The sequence below is a fragment of the Pelatocladus sp. genome (assembly GCF_059505505.1).
In genome coordinates this window covers 1-17,217 of the sequence record NZ_JCACKS010000155.1, presented here as the reverse complement: position 1 = coordinate 17,217, position 17,217 = coordinate 1, and the positions used below count along the sequence as shown (strand labels likewise).

The 17,217-nt window shown below is 40.3% G+C and carries 16 protein-coding genes and 1 pseudogene; 10 read left to right on the top strand and 7 right to left on the bottom strand.

From position 1 onward, the window contains the following. Nucleotides 1–59 precede the first annotated feature (59 nt). Complete coding sequence (locus AC5JMK_RS12880) at nucleotides 60–497, bottom strand: hypothetical protein (protein WP_096673409.1); 438 nt, start codon at nucleotides 495–497, stop codon at nucleotides 60–62. Between the two features lie 360 nt (nucleotides 498–857). Here AC5JMK_RS12880 and AC5JMK_RS12875 point away from each other — a divergent pair, with 360 nt between their 5' ends. The 3 genes from AC5JMK_RS12875 (at nucleotide 858) to AC5JMK_RS12865 (ending at nucleotide 4,004) form a co-directional block, all read left to right on the top strand. Continuing rightward, nucleotides 858–1,202, top strand: coding sequence for a hypothetical protein (locus AC5JMK_RS12875; protein WP_096673411.1), 345 nt, complete (start codon nucleotides 858–860; stop codon nucleotides 1,200–1,202). A 56-nt stretch (nucleotides 1,203–1,258) separates the two neighbouring features. Beyond that, nucleotides 1,259–3,409, top strand: coding sequence for a pentapeptide repeat-containing protein (locus AC5JMK_RS12870; RefSeq protein WP_096673413.1), 2,151 nt, complete (start codon nucleotides 1,259–1,261; stop codon nucleotides 3,407–3,409). A 97-nt stretch (nucleotides 3,410–3,506) separates the two neighbouring features. Next, nucleotides 3,507–4,004 (top strand): hypothetical protein, encoded by a 498-nt coding sequence (locus tag AC5JMK_RS12865; protein WP_096673415.1) that lies wholly within the window; start codon nucleotides 3,507–3,509, stop codon nucleotides 4,002–4,004. 53 nt (nucleotides 4,005–4,057) lie between these two features. On the opposite strand, the gene AC5JMK_RS12860 is transcribed toward AC5JMK_RS12865, so the two are convergent. Further along, nucleotides 4,058–4,768 (bottom strand): 5'-methylthioadenosine/S-adenosylhomocysteine nucleosidase family protein, encoded by a 711-nt coding sequence (locus AC5JMK_RS12860; RefSeq protein ID WP_495910264.1) that lies wholly within the window; start codon nucleotides 4,766–4,768, stop codon nucleotides 4,058–4,060. A gap of 222 nt (nucleotides 4,769–4,990) precedes the next feature. Here AC5JMK_RS12860 and AC5JMK_RS12855 point away from each other — a divergent pair, with 222 nt between their 5' ends. Together AC5JMK_RS12855 and hpnA are read left to right on the top strand one after the other, a co-directional pair. After that, nucleotides 4,991–7,720: an efflux RND transporter permease subunit gene (locus AC5JMK_RS12855; RefSeq protein ID WP_495910263.1), complete on the top strand. Its 2,730-nt coding sequence runs from the start codon at nucleotides 4,991–4,993 to the stop codon at nucleotides 7,718–7,720. Beyond that, entirely contained in the window at nucleotides 7,720–8,709 is a 990-nt protein-coding gene (gene hpnA, locus AC5JMK_RS12850; RefSeq protein ID WP_495910262.1) for a hopanoid-associated sugar epimerase, read from the top strand. The genes AC5JMK_RS12855 and hpnA overlap by 1 nt, the downstream gene beginning before the upstream one ends. 137 nt (nucleotides 8,710–8,846) lie before the next feature. On the opposite strand, the gene AC5JMK_RS12845 is transcribed toward hpnA, so the two are convergent. Together AC5JMK_RS12845 and AC5JMK_RS12840 are read right to left on the bottom strand one after the other, a co-directional pair. Next, complete coding sequence (locus AC5JMK_RS12845; RefSeq protein ID WP_495910261.1) at nucleotides 8,847–9,173, bottom strand: DUF1830 domain-containing protein; 327 nt, start codon at nucleotides 9,171–9,173, stop codon at nucleotides 8,847–8,849. Between the two features lie 98 nt (nucleotides 9,174–9,271). Beyond that, nucleotides 9,272–9,745 carry a hypothetical protein gene (locus tag AC5JMK_RS12840; protein ID WP_096673426.1) on the bottom strand — a complete coding sequence of 158 codons (474 nt, stop codon included), beginning with the start codon at nucleotides 9,743–9,745 and terminating at the stop codon, nucleotides 9,272–9,274. 249 nt (nucleotides 9,746–9,994) lie between these two features. Here AC5JMK_RS12840 and AC5JMK_RS12835 point away from each other — a divergent pair, with 249 nt between their 5' ends. Beyond that, nucleotides 9,995–10,657 (top strand): methyltransferase type 11, encoded by a 663-nt coding sequence (locus AC5JMK_RS12835; protein WP_495910260.1) that lies wholly within the window; start codon nucleotides 9,995–9,997, stop codon nucleotides 10,655–10,657. A 205-nt stretch (nucleotides 10,658–10,862) separates the two neighbouring features. Here AC5JMK_RS12835 and AC5JMK_RS12830 read toward each other — a convergent pair whose 3' ends face one another. Continuing rightward, a complete protein-coding gene (locus AC5JMK_RS12830; RefSeq protein WP_495910259.1) occupies nucleotides 10,863–12,254 on the bottom strand; it encodes a DUF2157 domain-containing protein in 1,392 nt (463 codons plus the stop codon). A 143-nt stretch (nucleotides 12,255–12,397) separates the two neighbouring features. Here AC5JMK_RS12830 and AC5JMK_RS12825 point away from each other — a divergent pair, with 143 nt between their 5' ends. Beyond that, on the top strand, nucleotides 12,398–13,348 hold the full coding sequence (locus AC5JMK_RS12825) for an RsmB/NOP family class I SAM-dependent RNA methyltransferase (RefSeq protein ID WP_096673431.1): 951 nt from the start codon (nucleotides 12,398–12,400) through the stop codon (nucleotides 13,346–13,348). 25 nt (nucleotides 13,349–13,373) lie between these two features. Here AC5JMK_RS12825 and AC5JMK_RS12820 read toward each other — a convergent pair whose 3' ends face one another. Further along, nucleotides 13,374–13,829: a hypothetical protein gene (locus AC5JMK_RS12820; protein ID WP_096673433.1), complete on the bottom strand. Its 456-nt coding sequence runs from the start codon at nucleotides 13,827–13,829 to the stop codon at nucleotides 13,374–13,376. A 527-nt stretch (nucleotides 13,830–14,356) separates the two neighbouring features. On the opposite strand from AC5JMK_RS12820, the pseudogene AC5JMK_RS12815 reads away from it, so the two are divergent. Both AC5JMK_RS12815 and AC5JMK_RS12810 read left to right on the top strand, forming a co-directional pair. Then, nucleotides 14,357–14,452: pseudogene (locus AC5JMK_RS12815) on the top strand (3-oxoacyl-[acyl-carrier-protein] reductase); the annotation flags it as partial. Between the two features lie 104 nt (nucleotides 14,453–14,556). Continuing rightward, on the top strand, nucleotides 14,557–14,973 hold the full coding sequence (locus AC5JMK_RS12810) for a GNAT family N-acetyltransferase (RefSeq protein ID WP_096673435.1): 417 nt from the start codon (nucleotides 14,557–14,559) through the stop codon (nucleotides 14,971–14,973). A 6-nt stretch (nucleotides 14,974–14,979) separates the two neighbouring features. Here the strand turns inward: AC5JMK_RS12810 and AC5JMK_RS12805 are convergent, their stop codons facing one another. Continuing rightward, on the bottom strand, nucleotides 14,980–16,509 hold the full coding sequence (locus AC5JMK_RS12805; protein WP_096673437.1) for a YifB family Mg chelatase-like AAA ATPase: 1,530 nt from the start codon (nucleotides 16,507–16,509) through the stop codon (nucleotides 14,980–14,982). 82 nt (nucleotides 16,510–16,591) lie between these two features. Here AC5JMK_RS12805 and AC5JMK_RS12800 point away from each other — a divergent pair, with 82 nt between their 5' ends. Then, on the top strand, nucleotides 16,592–16,939 hold the full coding sequence (locus tag AC5JMK_RS12800) for a histidine triad nucleotide-binding protein (protein WP_495910278.1): 348 nt from the start codon (nucleotides 16,592–16,594) through the stop codon (nucleotides 16,937–16,939). Nucleotides 16,940–17,217: the final 278 nt, after the last annotated feature.

The following is a 17,217-nucleotide window of genomic DNA, read 5'->3' as shown; positions in this document are numbered from 1 at the left end:
GACAAACTAGACAAGGGAGATGGGGAGAACAACAAATGACAAATGACCATTGACAATTACTAATTTTTCTGTTGGGAAATTGAAAGGGTATATGTATGTTCTCCATCGACTAGTTCCCCAACGTACAAAACGTATTTACCAGCTTGCCAAAAACCGGAAATTTCTGGTTTGTCTCCAGAATAATTATCTGGTAAAACACAAAAACGTCCACCAGGCCCTTCGACTAACAAAGTTGGTTTACCGTCGCTTGTGACTGCAAGTTTTAAGTAAGGTATTGGTTTTGTAACTTCAATAACTTGATTGGGTGTAGCAGCAATGTTACCGCAATCACTGGGTTTTGAACCGCCAGACTTACCATTTAGAACCATTGGATCTGGTTGGAAATCAGGATTAATAGTCACCATATCTGCCATTACAGATTTAGCATTACTGAGTAGCAAACTTGCTGTTAATGCTAGAACAGATGACAAAATATTCAATAATTTATACGTGTTCATAATTGATGATGTTATTTGCTCATGACTAATCAAGAGCGATATTCATACATAATATTCTGAATTTATAGACGACCGCAAATTCACTTTTGTTCCGAAAGAATATTGGTATAATTTTTCATTAATTACTTAAATCCAAGTAGCTGAAAAAGATATACTATGACGTTACAGCAAGCCCTAATTAAATAATTAACGATTAAGTACAAAGGTTAAATAGTATAAGCTTTTTAACTTTTGCCTACTGTCATTGGCGATCGCCTTCTGATCGAGCAATAACATTCGCTAAAATCACTAAGACAACAGTTAATGATCAGATATATTTGGGGTTTAGTTGAATTAGTTTACTAGCTGAGGTCAAAAAATATGAATCCTCAACCTGAAGAAGACTTACAAAAACGTCTGAGCAAACTGGAGGCGGAAATTGATTCGTCTTCTGAGAAAAAAACCAAGTCACAACAAGTTGATCAGTCGTCTGTGCCGAGTTTTTCCAGTGTAAATTCACAATTACGGCAATTGTCGAATTGGTTTAATACCCTATCTGGAACAGGAAAAATAGTTATTGGTAGTGTCGGTGTTTTATTAGGCTTGGCTGTGGTGCAAGCATTGTTTAAATTTGTTGCTGCTGCAATTAGTTTGGCACTGTTGGCAGGACTAGTTTATTTTGGATACAAATTTATTGTGTCTAGTAGTTCACAACGCAACAAATAGTATATTTTGACACGCCTAAAGCGGCATATATATAAAAGTTCAAGGGAAATATTGCGATGGCAACCCCAATTGTGAGGAGAAGTAATGATCAATCTAGTTCCAGTAAGTCAAATGAACCAGGTAAACCAAAAATACTGCCTTTAGCTACTAGGCGTGTAGCTGCTTGGGCAACGGAAATGACGCTAGTAGTGATCAGTGGGTTGGTTCCTTTTAGCCTTGGTGCATATCTTAACACTAGAACCGACCTCAACCGAGTGCCACTGAATCCTGTATTGATTGTAACAGAAAGAGAAGTTTCTCGTCCCCTAGCTCTGCCTGTAAGCTACGGCACTCGTAATGTTGCATGGCCGACAAATTTTTTGTGGACAGTAGCAATACTAGCGCCCCTGACACTTTCTGCTTGGCAATTGCTTCTACTAGCAAAAACAGGTAGCAACCTTCCCAAGCGCTGGTTTGGTGTGCGAGTTGTCAATTCTCAGGGTAAGCCTCCTGGTGTGGGGGCTGTTTTAATGCGAGAAGTTATTGGGCGGTGGACTCTGAGTTTATCTGTAGCTTATATGCTTTGGCGCAACAGCCCAACTTTTCCCAACTTAGGTGTTTTCACTGTTTTGTCTGGTTTAATGATGCTCTTAGAAGCCAGAGGCTTACCATTGCGAAAAAGGCGCGCACTCCATGACGTGATTGCAGGTACTTACGCCATAGACGCAAATCAACCGCTCACGGCGCAGTTAGAGGAGCAAAAGCAGACTCAGTGGACAGAAACAGGAGATGAAGAAGCTGCGATCGCTTCAGTTGTGATCACAGACAGGACGCAACCACCTGCTAATCCTTGGCAATGGTTGCAACGTAATCCAAGTATGACCCTGCTGGCGATCGCACTGTTGAGTATGGCTGGTGTATTGACAACTCTAGTAGGTACTCAAGTATACATCCAGACTCAGCAGAATAAACGACTATCCGAACAGCGTAATAGCCAACAGTTTCTTGCTCTGATTAAGCAATTGAGTCCTAACTCTGGCCTGGGCAATGCAGATCGCCGTAATGCTATTTTGGCAATGGGTACTCTCAATGACCCCCAAGCTACCAAATACCTTGTAGAACTTTTGGCTAAAGAAACTGACCCTAGCCAAATCGAGACAATAGAGCGGGCTTTGACAAATATCGGTCTCTCAGCCATTCCTGATTTAAAACGCATGAATCAGTCTTTGGCTGAAGATTTAGAATCAACCACCAATCCATCTCCCGAACGGGAATTGCGACAGAAACGCTTGCAGAATAATCAGCAGGCAATTAACAAAATTATTGCAGTTAATAGCGCTAAAGTTAACGATCTCGACCTCAGCCGCATTCAATTATTTCAATACGGTGCCGCAGATCGTCCTATATTTAACTTGGCACTAGATAAAGCTGATCTCTCAGGAGTCAATTTCAAAGGAGCAAATCTTTCCTTTGCTAGTCTCAAAGGTAGTAGCTTCCGGGGAGTAGGTGACGATGGACGCTGGGATACCTTCGATGATTGGATTGCAAATTTAAATGGCGCTCAACTTAAACAAGCCAATCTCAGCGAAGCTAATCTCAGCCGTGTCTTGATGGTAGGTACAGATTTTAGCCGCGCTAACTTAAAAGGAGCGAAATTATCTCATGCACGTCTAGTTGGCGCCAATTTGAGTAGCGCTCAGTTAATGGGAGCCGATGTCAGTGGTGCAGTTTTAGAAAATGCCAGCCTTACCGGTGCAGATTTGAGCGAAGCTGTATTTAATGATGCTGATTTATATGCTGCTCGCTTGGGTCGTGTCATTGCTATTGGTACACAATTACCCTTTGCCAACTTGAGCAAAACTGATTGGCAAGCAGCAGACTTATCAGGAGCAAATTTGCAACGTGCAGATCTCAGCAACGCCAACCTCAGTGCAACTCGCTTAACCAATGCTAATTTGCGTTCTGCTAATCTAACAGGCGTCAACTTCCGGAACGCCGATTTGAGTCTTGCTGATTTACGGGGAGCAAATCTCACAGAAGCTGATTTCCAAGGCGCTATTTTCTTACCTCCAAAACAAGATCCAGCCGATCAATTTGTCCAAACTCCGTCCACAGGTTCACAATCTGCTGTAGTTAAAGGAGTGGATTTTAGCCAAGTAAGAAATTTAGATCCCAAACAATTAGCTTACATTTGTACTCAAGGTGGTATTCATCCCCGGTGTCCGTAGGATTGAGGACAAAACAAGTCAAAAGTCAAAAGATTCTTTATTTTGAATTTTGACTTGTTACAACACCAACAAAAATCAGTGTGAGGAAAGTCGGTAAATGGAGCGTCTTAAGTATTTAATATCTGTGTTTGTGGCTGTGGCTAGTTCAATTTTGAGTTTGAGCCAATTTACCCAACCAGCACATGCTCAAGCAGCCTATGGTAGTTACGTGGGTATTGGACCTGCGGTTGGTTTTGCAGATGGTACTCAAATTGGTGGGGTTGTAGCCTTCCGTTACAAACTTTTGGAAACACCAGTTTCCTTTCGTGCTCAAGCTTTTTTGGCTAATAATATAGCGATCGTACCAACAGTTTCTTATGATTTTCCGCTAAATTGGCAAACTGACGTTTATTTAGGAGCTGGGTTAATTTTTGCTGGTGGTGATACACCTTCACCTGTTGGTAATAAAATTAGCTTTGCCTTGCAGCCAGGTATTGATTATGTTGTACCTAATAGCAATACTGTGCTTTTTGGTAATGCCATTATTGGCTTTGACGCTTTGCGGGGTGGGGGTACAACTTTCTCTTTGCAAGGTGGTGTCGGTTTAAGGTTTTGATTGAGAATCAAGGACAAACAACTGTCTTAAAAGTCAAGCGACTCCCGAAACAATTATTCGGTTTTATGAAATAAACAAGTTGTTACTTCCTCTAATACTTGCAATCCCTGCAAAGCACCTCGAATCAATCTAGTTGCAGCAATGGGTTGTTTCAGCATAGCTATAGCTAAAGATAAAGGCTGAAGGGAACCATCAGAATTCAGTGTTGAATTTAGGTTAGGTAAATTGCGATCGCATCCGTCACTTACTACCCGCACCATTCCCACCCCTAGTCCAGTTGATTTGAAAAATTCCAAAACAGCATATCCTTCCATGTCCACAACATCGGCTGCTAACATTTGACCGAGATGGCGTTTTTCACTACTCAACCAAATCATGCGATCGCTTGTTAATGCTTTGACAACACCAGCTTTTTCTTGCAACTTATGCTGTAAAGATGCCGTCAAAGTTGAATCACACTCAGACACCAAAATCTCACCAGTGTTTTTCTGATGAATACAATCTGCGTAGAGTACAATATCCCCTACTTGATAGCGGGGTTGGAGACTGCCACACAAACCCATGACTAACACTTTGGATTGTGGATTATTCAGAATTTCTTTTATTTCTTGACTTTTTTGCAAGTATGTGTATCCAGGCTTAACACCTACAGGTACAGGAATCACCAGGGGTTTATAACCACTGACACGTCTGAAACCTCGGCACACAGCTTGGTACTCTGCGCCTTGACAAACTAGGACTGCTTGGATGGATATTTGATTCATTGATACTTTTCACTCAAGCTCCGACGGTGATTGAAATTTAGTAACAGGCATTATGGAAATTACACGGATTACATTTTGGCGTAAAAGGCGTAATTTTTGAACTCCTACACCGTAGCGAAGCCATCCTGCGTCAAGTTGCTTCGTTTGTGTGGTGCTAGGCTAAATATATGTCATTACAACTAAAATCAAAAACAAGCAATAGTCTCAATAATCTCAGTCATCATGGTAAAGCCTAATCGCTCTCATTCTCTGCGTGAGCGCTTCAATATCTCTAAATTAGCGATTCAACATCCCCGACTGACGGTGAGTTTTTGGTTAGCTGTGATGATCGCGGGAATACTAGCTTTTAGTTCCCTCAAGTATGCTTTGTTTCCAGATATTACCTTTCCCGTAGTCGTGGTAAATGCTACAACTGTGCTCTCGACTGCTTTGGATACAGAAGCAAAGCTCACTCAACCCATAGAACAGCGCCTCAATTATTTAGAAGGACTTGATGAAATTCGTTCCTCCACATATCCTGGTCAAACAGTTGTAAGTTTGTCTTTTGCTGTTGGTACTGATCTGGAAAAGTCTAGTGAAAGAGTAGAAACAGAACTTAAACAAGCATCTTTACCACAGAGTTCATCTTTTAATATTATTCCCATTAGACTGAATGAGTCGGCTGCTGTTAGTTACGCCATTGAAAGTCCATCGCGAAGTTTAACAGAACTGACTAAGTTGACTAACGAGCAAATTATCCCAGCGATCGCCAAACAACCAGGAGTATTAAAAGTAGCGCTTTTGGGCGCTCCTGCGACATCTTCCTCAGCAACATCTGACCCAAACACCACTGATGTTACTCAACAAGGAGCAACATTAGTCAGATTCAACGCTAAAGATGCTCTGGCGATGCAGGTGATCAAACGTGGTAATGCTAACACCTTGGAAGTGGTTTCCCAAGTGGAGAACGAGGTGCAAAAGCTACGTTCTAGGTTCAGCGATGTTAAACTTACCCTGGCTGCTACGCAAGCAAAGTATATCCGCAAAGCCACCGATGCTACTATAGACGCTTTATATGAAGCCATAGTCTTGGCAATAATCGTAATTTTTCCGTTTTTGTGGAATTGGCGAGCAACTTTAATTTCTGCATTGGCGATTCCCATATCTTTGTTAGCAACTTTTATTGTCATGGCCATGTTTGGCTTCAACCTAGAGACAATTACACTATTGGCTCTAGCTTTGGTAATTGGCAGTATTGTTGATGATGCGATCGTTGATGTCGAAAACATTATGCGGCACATCGAGGACGGGGAACATCCCCGACAAGCTGCTTCTTTAGCTACGAATGAGATTGGCTTGACAGTGACAGCAGCAACTTTTACAGCAGTTGCCGTGTTTCTACCTATAGGTTTAATGGGTGGAGTCATTGGGCAATTTTTCAAGCCCTTTGGGATCACTGTTTCCGCAGCCATGCTAGCTTCTTTGTTAATTGCTCGGACTTTATCACCAGTTTTAGCTAGTTATTGGCTCAAACCCAAGCCTTCAGATTCTAGACATCGCGAAGGAAGAAAATGGGCGAATTTTGCCCAAGCTTACCGAAAGTTGCTGCATTGGTCACTTAACCATCGTGCCATAGTCATAGGTTTAGCCGTGCTGAGTTTTGTTGCAGGTATAGCCTTGATTCCCCTAGTTCCCAAAGGGTTTATTCCCAAACTAGATCGAGGTGAATTCAATATAGTTTATACCACAACCTTACCGAATTTCTCAGAACTGGGACAAGGAGCAGAAGATACGGGGAATTTTGTTTCCGAACTTTCCACCTCACCTCGTATTCCTGTCTCCGAATCAGTCTCATCTCTTCTCCCCTCCCAATCCCCGATCACAACCATCTTGAATAACTCTCTTGAGGTAGGTAAGAAACTAGAGGAAGTAGTGAGAAAATCACCAGAAGTCGAGACAGTATTTACTGTCGTTGGTACGCGCGAGGGGGAACCAAATAAAGGTAGGCTTTACGTCAAACTCAAAAATGACCACACGATCAAAACTTCAGAATTACAAGATCAATTTCGTTCCGATTTACCCAAACTAGAAGGTGTGAATATTAGCGTTGAAGATATCCAATTTGTGGACTCTGGTACTCAAAAACCTTTAGAAGTAGCATTAAAGGGTAACGATCTCAACAGCCTAAGTAAAACTGCCCAAACCATCCAACAACGGATGCAAAAATTACCAGGATTTGCTGATGTCACAGTTACAGGTACAACAAATGCTCAGGAAAAAGTTTCCCACATCGAACGTTTGAATAATCAACGAGTTGCTTATATTAGCGCTAATCTTGGCAAAGATTTATCTTTAGGTGATGCTACTGATCAGTTCGTAGCTGAGGCCAAAACTATTATACCTGCTGGTGTAACTTTGGATTTAGCGGGTGACTCTGAGCGCAGTGGCGAAGTTTTCCGCAGTTTTGGCACTACTCTGGCGTTGTCAGCATTGTGTATTATCGTTGTACTGATTGCTCTATTCCGGAGTTGGGTTGATCCGGTGGTCATTGGCATTTCTCTACCTTTAGCATTAGTAGGGGCTATGGTGGCGCTAGTGGTCACTAAAAGTGACTTTGGCATGATCTCACTGATTGGCTTTGTCTTTTTACTGGGTCTAGCTAACAAAAATGCCATTCTGATTGTAGACTACATTAACCAGTTACGAGACTCCGGCTTAAACCGTACAGAGGCGATTCTCCAAGCTGGACCAGTGCGCCTGCGCCCAATTATGATGACCACTGCATCGACAATTTTAGGTATGCTACCCATCGCCTTGGGTTTGGGAGCAGGTTCGGAATTGCGATCGCCTATGGCTGTGGCGATCGCTGGTGGGTTGGTGAGTTCTACCATTCTGAGTTTAATTGTTGTACCGGTCGTGTATGCTTTGCTCGATGATTGGTTTCCTCGCTACCGTAAGAGAGAGATAAATTAATGCGTGTATTTGTTACAGGTGGTACTGGTTTTGTCGGTGCAAATTTGGTGCGGTTACTTTTAGCAGAAGGATATACTGTCAGGGCGTTAGTGCGTCCTAGTAGCCAACTTGACAATCTTCAAAATCTCGATGTGGAACTGGTTAAGGGTGATTTAAATTACCCAGAATTATGGCAGCAAATGCGGGGTTGTCAGTATCTTTTTCATGTTGCTGCTCACTATTCTCTTTGGCACAAAGACCGAGAAGCACTTTATGATCATAATGTTCTGGGTACGCGCAACGTTCTAGCAGCTGCCAAGAAAGCTGATATTGCTAGAACGGTTTACACTAGTTCCGTAGCGGCTATTGGAGCGGGGCCTCGTGGTAAAGTTGTAGATGAAACTTATCAAAGTCCTGTAGAAAAACTGGTTGGTCACTACAAAAAGTCTAAGTTTTGGGCTGAACAAGAAGCAATGCAAGCAGCTCAAAGTGGTCAGGATGTAGTTATAGTCAATCCTAGTAGCCCAATCGGGGCTTGGGATATCAAGCCAACGCCCACAGGAGATATTATTGTACGGTTTTTGCGACGACAAATGCCTTTTTATATGCACACAGGGCTAAATTTTATTGATGTGCAAGATGTGGCGAAGGGACATTTGCTCGCTTTACAAAAAGGTAAATCAGGCGATCGCTATATTTTAGGACACCAAAACCTGACGCTCAAACAACTACTCGATCAACTTGCTGAGATTACAGGTTTACAATCCCCGCAAAAAGCTATACCTGCTTACATACCCCTGAGTGTAGCCTGGTTTGATGAAAAAATTCTGGCTTCTTTAGGAAAAACACCATCTGTTCCCCTAGATGGTGTGCGTATGGCCACGCAAACTATGTTCTATGACGCTTCCAAGGCTGTGCAAGAATTGGGTTTACCTCAGTCTTCTCTGAGGGTAGCTCTCCAAAATGCCGTAAATTGGTTTTTGTCGCGCCCAGGATTTACGCAGATTTGATTTAATATTGCATCAATTTAGTAGTTCTGCCAGAACCGCGATCGCTAGATAAACTCTTGTGCTGACAGGTGTTTCGTATGTTTGGGCGCACTATATGATCGCACCGTTTGTATAACTCCTGACAAAGGCATGTAAAATCAGCCATAAACTTGTAAATTGGAACAAAGAATTTTATTGGTTAAGGTTGCACCTGTTGTACTATCCATATGAATTTCTAACTCTGCTTGGGGAAAAGCTTCAAACAGCATTTGTTCCCCAGGAAAAACAACTTGCTCGAAGTAAGAGTGAGCAATATTTGAGATGCGAATAATTTGAATCTGACCAGTTGTGTTTTTGTAGAAACACAGAATTTGGTTTTCTATCGGTAATGCCAAAGAGTTTTGCATTTGAGTTCTAGTAGCTTGTTGAACAAAGTTGAAAATAGACGTTTCCAAAGCTTTATATTCATCAAAGCTAAGATTCACTGCTTAATATTCTCCTGCCATAGGTGAAGAATATAAAACCTCTATATGTAGTTTTCGTATATATATTATGCAAAAATCGCAGAACTGTCAGAAATATTCTATTTTTCCTTCTCTGATTGTTCTCCTGTTGCTGCACGCTGACGCGTTAAGCTATCAATCGCATCACCTAAAGCGGTAGTCAGGCTTTTACGAGTTTGGGCGTGTTCGTCTTGTTCATTTTTCAACGCCTGTTGTATGCGATCGCGTTCTTTGATCGCAGCAACTAATTTAGCTTTTAATTCCTCTATTGATTGAATTGGGGCTACTGCTTGCTGAATAGCTGCTGTAGCTGCACCATCATTGAGTTGTACTGCTTCTATACCTTGTAAGCGTTGAATTTGGGCTTGCAATGATGCGATCGTCTGTTTGGAGAGTTGAGCATCTGTACGGCGTTGTTCTGCTTCAGTGTTATAGAGTTTTCGCCATTTTTCAGAACTTTCCCAAGCAGCATCCCGTTCTTGTTGCAAATGTGCTATCTGCTGTTTCAGCGCTTGGACTTCAGTTAACCACTGCTGTGTTAATTCTTGACTCATATTTAACGTGAGTTCGATGGGTTGAAAAAGGTTTAAGCTTTTAGCTCAGTCCAAACTAGCACTATCTTGAAAAGTTGGGTAACTCTACCTTCGGAACCCTCTACCCTGCGGTAAGGGAACGCAAAGTCTCAACTCAACCTACAGTTATTTTTAAATATTTAGCCCGGATTTCTCACACTCCCCACACTCCCCACCCACTTGTGAGAAATCCGAGTTAGGATGCTCTCAATTACAGTCCATAAAATCACTATGTTCAGAGAAGAAGCTAAATGGTTATCAAATATTATTTATTCTCTAGAGCCAAACAGTGTATTCCCTATGCTAAATATTGGTAGTTCAAACAAGAAATTTAGAGAACAAGAACAACCTTGGATTGATGAACTGTTGTTCAAACCAGTCAGAGAAAAGGAGTACTCTGTAATTCATACTGACATGAAAAATGATGTAGGCGTTGATTTGGTAGGGAATTTATGTGACCCTGTTTTTTTACAAAAACTTTCAGAAATGAATATTAAATCTGTATTGTGTTCTAACTTACTAGAACATCTCACAAATCGAGAGGAAATTTGTAAAATTATCAGTTCTATTATTCCTAACGGTGGCTATATCTTTGTTACAGTTCCCTATAAATATCCTTACCATCGCGATCCTATAGATACAATGTTTCGACCGAACATTGAAGAATTGAGCAATCTTTTTCCTGATTTCAAAATTGTCACTGGAGAAATCGTTGAAGGAGGTTATTTAGTCAAATCAACTACTACTCCACCTACACTATATGCACTTGCAATGTTCATTCGACTGATTTTACCTATTTACCAACCCTTAAGATGGTTCGATTCTCTTCGATATGCTTTGTGGCTTTTCAGAAATATTTCTGTTAGCTGTGTTTTGTTAGAAAAAGTTAAATGAATTTAAAAGGAACAGGGAATGGGGATTGGGGATTGGGAACAGGGAACAGTTTAGGATTTGAGAGTTCAAAAAAACCGCCTGCAATTGAAATCGCAGGCTCATACCTAAAGTATGCTGAAGCATACTGCTTAATCTATTTGAGTGCTATGAGCAAAGGGTTTAAACCCTTTGCGGAATATTGAAAAAATTGGGATGCTCCACCTATTTACGTGTCTCGAAAAAATTGTTGTTCAAACCAAACTCCAGCAATAATAACACCAATACCGCATCCTAGAAATACAGAAGATTTCAATAATAAATCTGTGTTGTATTCCAGCAATCTACTTGTAATTTGCAGTGCTAATAGAACTATCCCACCCCAAAAAGCGCTTTTCTCACCTGCTGTCAGTGCTAATCTAATTATTCCCAAGGCAAAAATTGCTAACAGTAAATTGAAGACAAAAACAGCGATATTTGGAATGGGACTAATATTTTGATGCCAAAAGGTGATGAAACCAGTGATGCAAATACAACCAGCAAATACAATTGTGCTTGGTTCTATAGTGCGGCGATGCTTACTTTTTCGCGTCAGTAAATAATACCATTGCCAAGCTGCTAAACTACAAAGAAATATCACATCTAAGATGGAATAAGAATTTATCAAAGATGCTTTTTGGGGAGAAAATTTCCACCACCAATGAAAAGAGAGAAAATAAAATAGGATGCTGAAAAATATTAGAGCTAGCATCCTAGATATAGGTTGAAAATCTCTAATATTGATTCTGGGAAATAGCAAATCATCATAACTCCACAACAGTGCTGGTGGTAAAGTAAATGCAATAGCTGGAATCCAAGCTAAAGAATCAGAATATTGGATAAATTCCCAAGATTTAAGATTGAATTGCAAGGAAGTAACTAATGCGATCGCACCTAAAGTAAAAATCCACTGAGATTTACATCTGTAGGCTAGGGGGATAAAAATTATTGCTGATAGTAAGGGCATATGTTTTACTACTAAATGCGCCCAAATAAAATGATTTTGTAACTCACCTGCGGATAATCCTGTCCAATATCCTATTTGGATTAAAATAATTCCTAGTGTTCCCAAGGAAGCTAGACGTAGACTATAAGCCATGAATAAAACCGTAAACCCCCAACAGAGAAATATTTCACAATCGGAAATACTCATGTGAAATATTTGTGCTGACAACGCAATATTTGCACCTAAAATCAAAGCGCCTAACATCAGCAACCCATTTCCTAGTGATTGATTTTTATGTCGTGGTTGCTTCCCTACTATGCTAAGTTGATTTGGTTGCTTCCAAAGAGAAAAACCAGTAATATTAATTGCTAAAAACAAAATCAGTAGTAACGTGAATTTTATTGTTTTTGACCATATTTGCCAGTTGGCTGCAACGAAGGTGATTATACCTAAACCAGACAAAATGCATCCCACTGCAATCAGGATAAAAACAAAGCGATCGCTTTGGGCTATTTCCTGCTGATGAAATTGATAGCGTTCGGCGAGGTGTTTGTACTGTAAAGCATCGATCACGCCTTCATCCCACCACAATAATGCTTCTTGACGTAACTTGCGGCGAAAATTATCAAATACCATGACAATGCCTCTATGTTGAGTAATAATCTGGCGATCGTCATCTCAATATATTTTTATTTTTAAATTATCTGCTAATCATAAATTGTTCCTATCAGACAATTTTCTCTATAATTTTGCAGCTATAAATTTACTAGCATAACTTTATGAAAATACCGTCAAACTTATTACTAAAAGTTAGTAAGCGTTTATTTGAAAACTTAGAAAATCAAGAAAAGTTTGTCGAAGCTTTAATTAATCCCAAACCTTTTTTACCCTGCATACTCTGGTGTCAAGAAAAACCAGAGATTTTACCTTTTGTAGTAGAAACATCTATAAATTGGCAACCATCTTTTATAGATCGTTTATCTTTAGGAACCAAACCCGGTCAAAATTCACTACATGAACAGGGATATTTCTACTGTTTAGATTTTTCTTCTGTATTTGCAGCTTCAATTTTATTAGAAATTACTCAACCAATTCAGGTTATTTTTGATATGTGTGCTGCACCAGGTGGTAAAAGTATTTTTGCTTGGAAACTGTTGCAACCAAAGTTACTTATTAGTAATGAAGTAATTGGTAAACGCTTGGGAATGTTAATTTCTAATTTAAAGCGTTGTCACATTAATTCATCTATAGTTGTCAATAGAGATTCTAGTATTTTTGCAGAAAGCATACCTTTATCTAGTGATTTGGTGATAGTCGATGCACCCTGTACTGGACAATCTTTGTTAGCAAAAGGTGAAAAAGCACCAGGATGTTTTCATCCTAGTGCTATTAATAAAAGCGCGAATCGACAAAAACGCATTATTGCTAACTCTGCTCAGATTGTCGCACCACAAGGCTATCTTGCTTATATGACTTGTACTTATTCACCAGAAGAAAATGAAGAAGTTTGTGAATGGTTATTAAGAAAATTTCCTCAGTTTCAAGCAGTAGAAGTTAGTCATTTAAAAGAATATCAGTCGCATTTGGCTACAATACCTTGTTATCGAATGTTTCCTCAAGTTGGTTTGGGAGCAGGTGCTTTTACAGTACTGTTTAAAAACACCAGTGAAGGCGAGAAACAAAAGATAAACACAAATAATATATCTGAAGTTTGGATGAATACTAATTGAGTGATCAATTAATCACCAATTAACTCTAATAAACGTAAATTCCTCCACTTTGCTGTAAATTAAGTGTGGTATCTCCTGCACCAGTCGTTGTGCTAGCTTGCTCAACTGTAACAATCGCTGAATTACCTTGGGCTGTGACGTTATACTTTAACGGAGCTTGGTTTTGGTTATAAATTAAAACATAACTAGGAAGAGAATTAGTTGTCAGCGTAGCAATCCCTCCCACAGGAATTTGTGCATTCAATGCATCGCCAGTTGACAAACTATATTGCAAGGGTGTTTTTGTTTTATTTAATATTTGGACTTTGACAAAGCCTTGAGGATTATCAAATCTTGCTACAGGTTGCCAAGGTCCGGCTTTATATGTACTAGCAGTTCCAGTTGTATTAGCCTGGTTTTTAGTTTCAGCTTTGACAGTAGTAGCTGTAAGCATACTTAGAGTACAGGCAAGTAAACTGATTGTCAGTATTTTGCGTTTCATGTGTGTTTTTCCTTATGATATTAAAAATGAAAAATAAATATATTTTTATATGGAAATTTATCGGAAAATTGAGAGGTCAGATCCCCGACTTCTCCGAGAAGTCGGGGATCTTTTCGTTCACGAATGACTGAGTGATTGCTATATAAATTCTACTTTGAGATTGTTTTAATAAAATCATAATCAAGAGAAAATAAATTCAGTTTCTACCAAAAGTAATAAATTTATTCATGCTAGTAGAGGTAGGAATAATACTATAACTTTGGTCCATTTCTCACAAGGGTTGCGATCGCCTATCTTAGAATCTTTACCGACAGAGCGTTTTGAGCTTTTTTAGAGGTTAAGATTTTTAGCACAGTGTGAAATTTATAAATCTAGTTCTTATAAGGGTTTGAGAGATGTTGTGAGAAATCCGGGACTTTCATGTTAAGTAGTTAAAAGCTTGAAAAAAACTTGATTAGAGGTTGTTTTAAAAGTAATATGACTATGACTTTGGGCAATTTTTGATCCCCCCCTAACTCTCCTTCCAAAGTAAAACTATCAACGTCAATCTGACAAGAACATTTTTAACAGTTAAATATGCTGTGCCTTATTTGAAAAAGCAAGGCGGTTCGGTGATTATTACGATGCTTGCTGTAGCTTGCTTCCCGAAGGGAGTGTCAATTAAAGCATAATCATGCGATCGCTTTGCAATACAATAAAGCTGATCTTCTGATTTGCTAGGTGAAGCATGGGTGATGCAGAAGTAGAATTTCGTGATCATGCAATCCTTCCTCGCAACCAGGTACTCGAACTATATCAAGAGTGTGGCTGGTCTTCAGCTGCAAAACCTGATCAACTTCTCACTGCACTTGCCAACTCACATACGGTGATTTCTGCATGGTATAGCGAAACTCTTGTAGGATTGGGCAATGCTATTTCAGATAGAGCGTTAGTTGTATACTATCCACACTTATTGGTGCGACCAGCTTTTCAGCGCAGGGGTATAGGACGACGTATCATAAAAGCACTCCAGAGTCACTACGTAGGTTATCATCAGCAGGTTCTGCTTGCGGTTCAAGATGCTGTGGATTTCTATCAAGAATGCGGCTTTCAAAAGGCGTGTAGTGTAGAACCCATGTGGATTTACGATGACTCTGATGTCTAAATTTACTTACTGCATTCTATCTATCGTGCGGTACTGTATTGCTTCTGCGACATGATGAGCTTGTAAGTTCTCATCTCCTGCTAAATCAGCAATTGTACGTGCTACTTTGAGAATGCGATCGCTTGCTCTGGCTGATAAACCTAATTTTTTGATTGCGCTTTCTAATAAGTTACGGCTAGCATCATCTAGTTTGCACCATTTCGGTAAATGGCCACTTTGCATCTGGGCGTTACAACGTAGATGAGATTCATCTTTAAATCTTGCAGATGCGCGATCGCGTGCTTGTTGTACTCGTTCTCTAACTATTGTTGAAGATTCTCCCGTCGGTTGTTGGGTAATTTCCTCTGGCTTCAAACGATTCACCGCCACTTGTAAATCAATCCGATCCATCAACGGGCCAGAAAGCTTTGCCCAGTATTGTTCTCTTTGGCGTGGCGAACAGGTACACTGTTGAATAGTATCACCGTAATAGCCACAGGGGCAGGGATTGGTACTTGCCACTAAAGTAAACTGAGCCGGAAACATTACAGATTGTTTCGTTCGCGAAATTGTCACAAAGCCATCTTCCAAAGGCTGACGCAGGAATTCCAAGACATCACGTTTAAATTCTGTTAACTCATCTAGGAAAAGTACGCCTAGATGTGATAAAGAAATTTCTCCAGGACGGGGAAACGTACCGCCACCGACGAGAGATGGGCCAGATGCGGAGTGGTGGGGACTACGAAAAGGGCGATCGCGTACTAAAGAACCTCTATTTTTTAATAAACCAGCCACCGAGTGAATGCGTGTCACCTCCAAAGCTTCTGCAAAACTCAATGGCGGCAAAATCCCCGATAAGCGTCTTGCTAGCATCGTTTTACCACTTCCTGGTGGCCCCACAAAAATTAAATTGTGACCACCAGCCGCAGCAATTTCCAAGGCTCGACGGGCGTGAGCCTGAGCTTTGACATCTTTTAAATCAGCTTGTAGAGACGCGCCATGGCGCGTCTCTACATTTTCATCTAACTTTACAGGTTGGTAACGCCCTGGATTAGTTAAAAAATCAGCTACATCTGCCAGATTTTGAAAAGCATAAACAGCCAATCCCTTGACCACAGCAGCTTCTTGAGCATTATCCGCAGGTATAACTAAACCTGTAATTCCCATCTTGTTGGCAGCAGCAGCAATAGGCAAGACTCCAACTACTGGGCGTAAACTGCCATCAAGTGAAACTTCACCTAAGAAAAGATAATTCTCTAATAACTCAGTCTTAATTTGTTCAGAAGCAGCCAAAATTCCCACACTAATCGGTAAATCAAAACAAGGGCCTTCTTTACGTAAATCCGCAGGTGTGAGATTAATCACTATTTTTCGCATTGGAAAGGCGAAGCCGGAATTTTTGAGAGTAGCCTTTACCCTTTCCTTACTTTCTTGTACTGCTGCATCTGGTAATCCCAATACAACTATTCCTGGTAAACCACCAGAAACATCAACTTCTACGCCGACTTTAACGGCATCTATGCCTACAATGGCTCCACTCCAGACTCTAGCAAGCATAGTCTTTAATTTCCTTTGTTACTAGTGCTTTGTCCTTTGTCTTATCATTGACAATTGGCAAATGACAAATAACAAATTACACATGACAAACCAAGACACAATTTTTGGCAAAATCATTCGTCGGGAAATCCCAGCCAATATTGTCTATGAGGATGATTTAGCGTTAGCCTTCACAGATGTTAATCCCCAAGCACCTGTTCATATCCTGGTTATTCCTAAAAAACCCATCCCGAAATTAACTGAAGCCGAACCAGGAGACCAAGCGCTTTTAGGGCATCTTTTGTTAACTGCTCAAAAAGTCGCCGAACAAGCTGGATTAACAAATGGCTATCGCGTCGTGATCAATACTGGTGACGACGGTGGTCAAACTGTTTACCATCTGCATCTGCATATCCTGGGAGGAAGACCTATGGCATGGCCTCCTGGCTGATATGGCATGTAGAGACGTGAAATTTCCCGTCTCTACTAAATAAATATGTAATGAGCGATCGCTCACATCCAAAAACCTGCAAATAATCTAAAATCAGAAATGTTTATATATACTGTTTACATTAATAAACAAAAGTTAATTAAATATTGTTTACAAATCTCAATCTTTACTCTAATCTTATGAATGTAGGTACTTCGACCTACCAAATTATTAACGAACATTAAGCAATCATAAGAACAATGACAGCAACTTTACAAAGACGCGAAAGCGCCAACGTA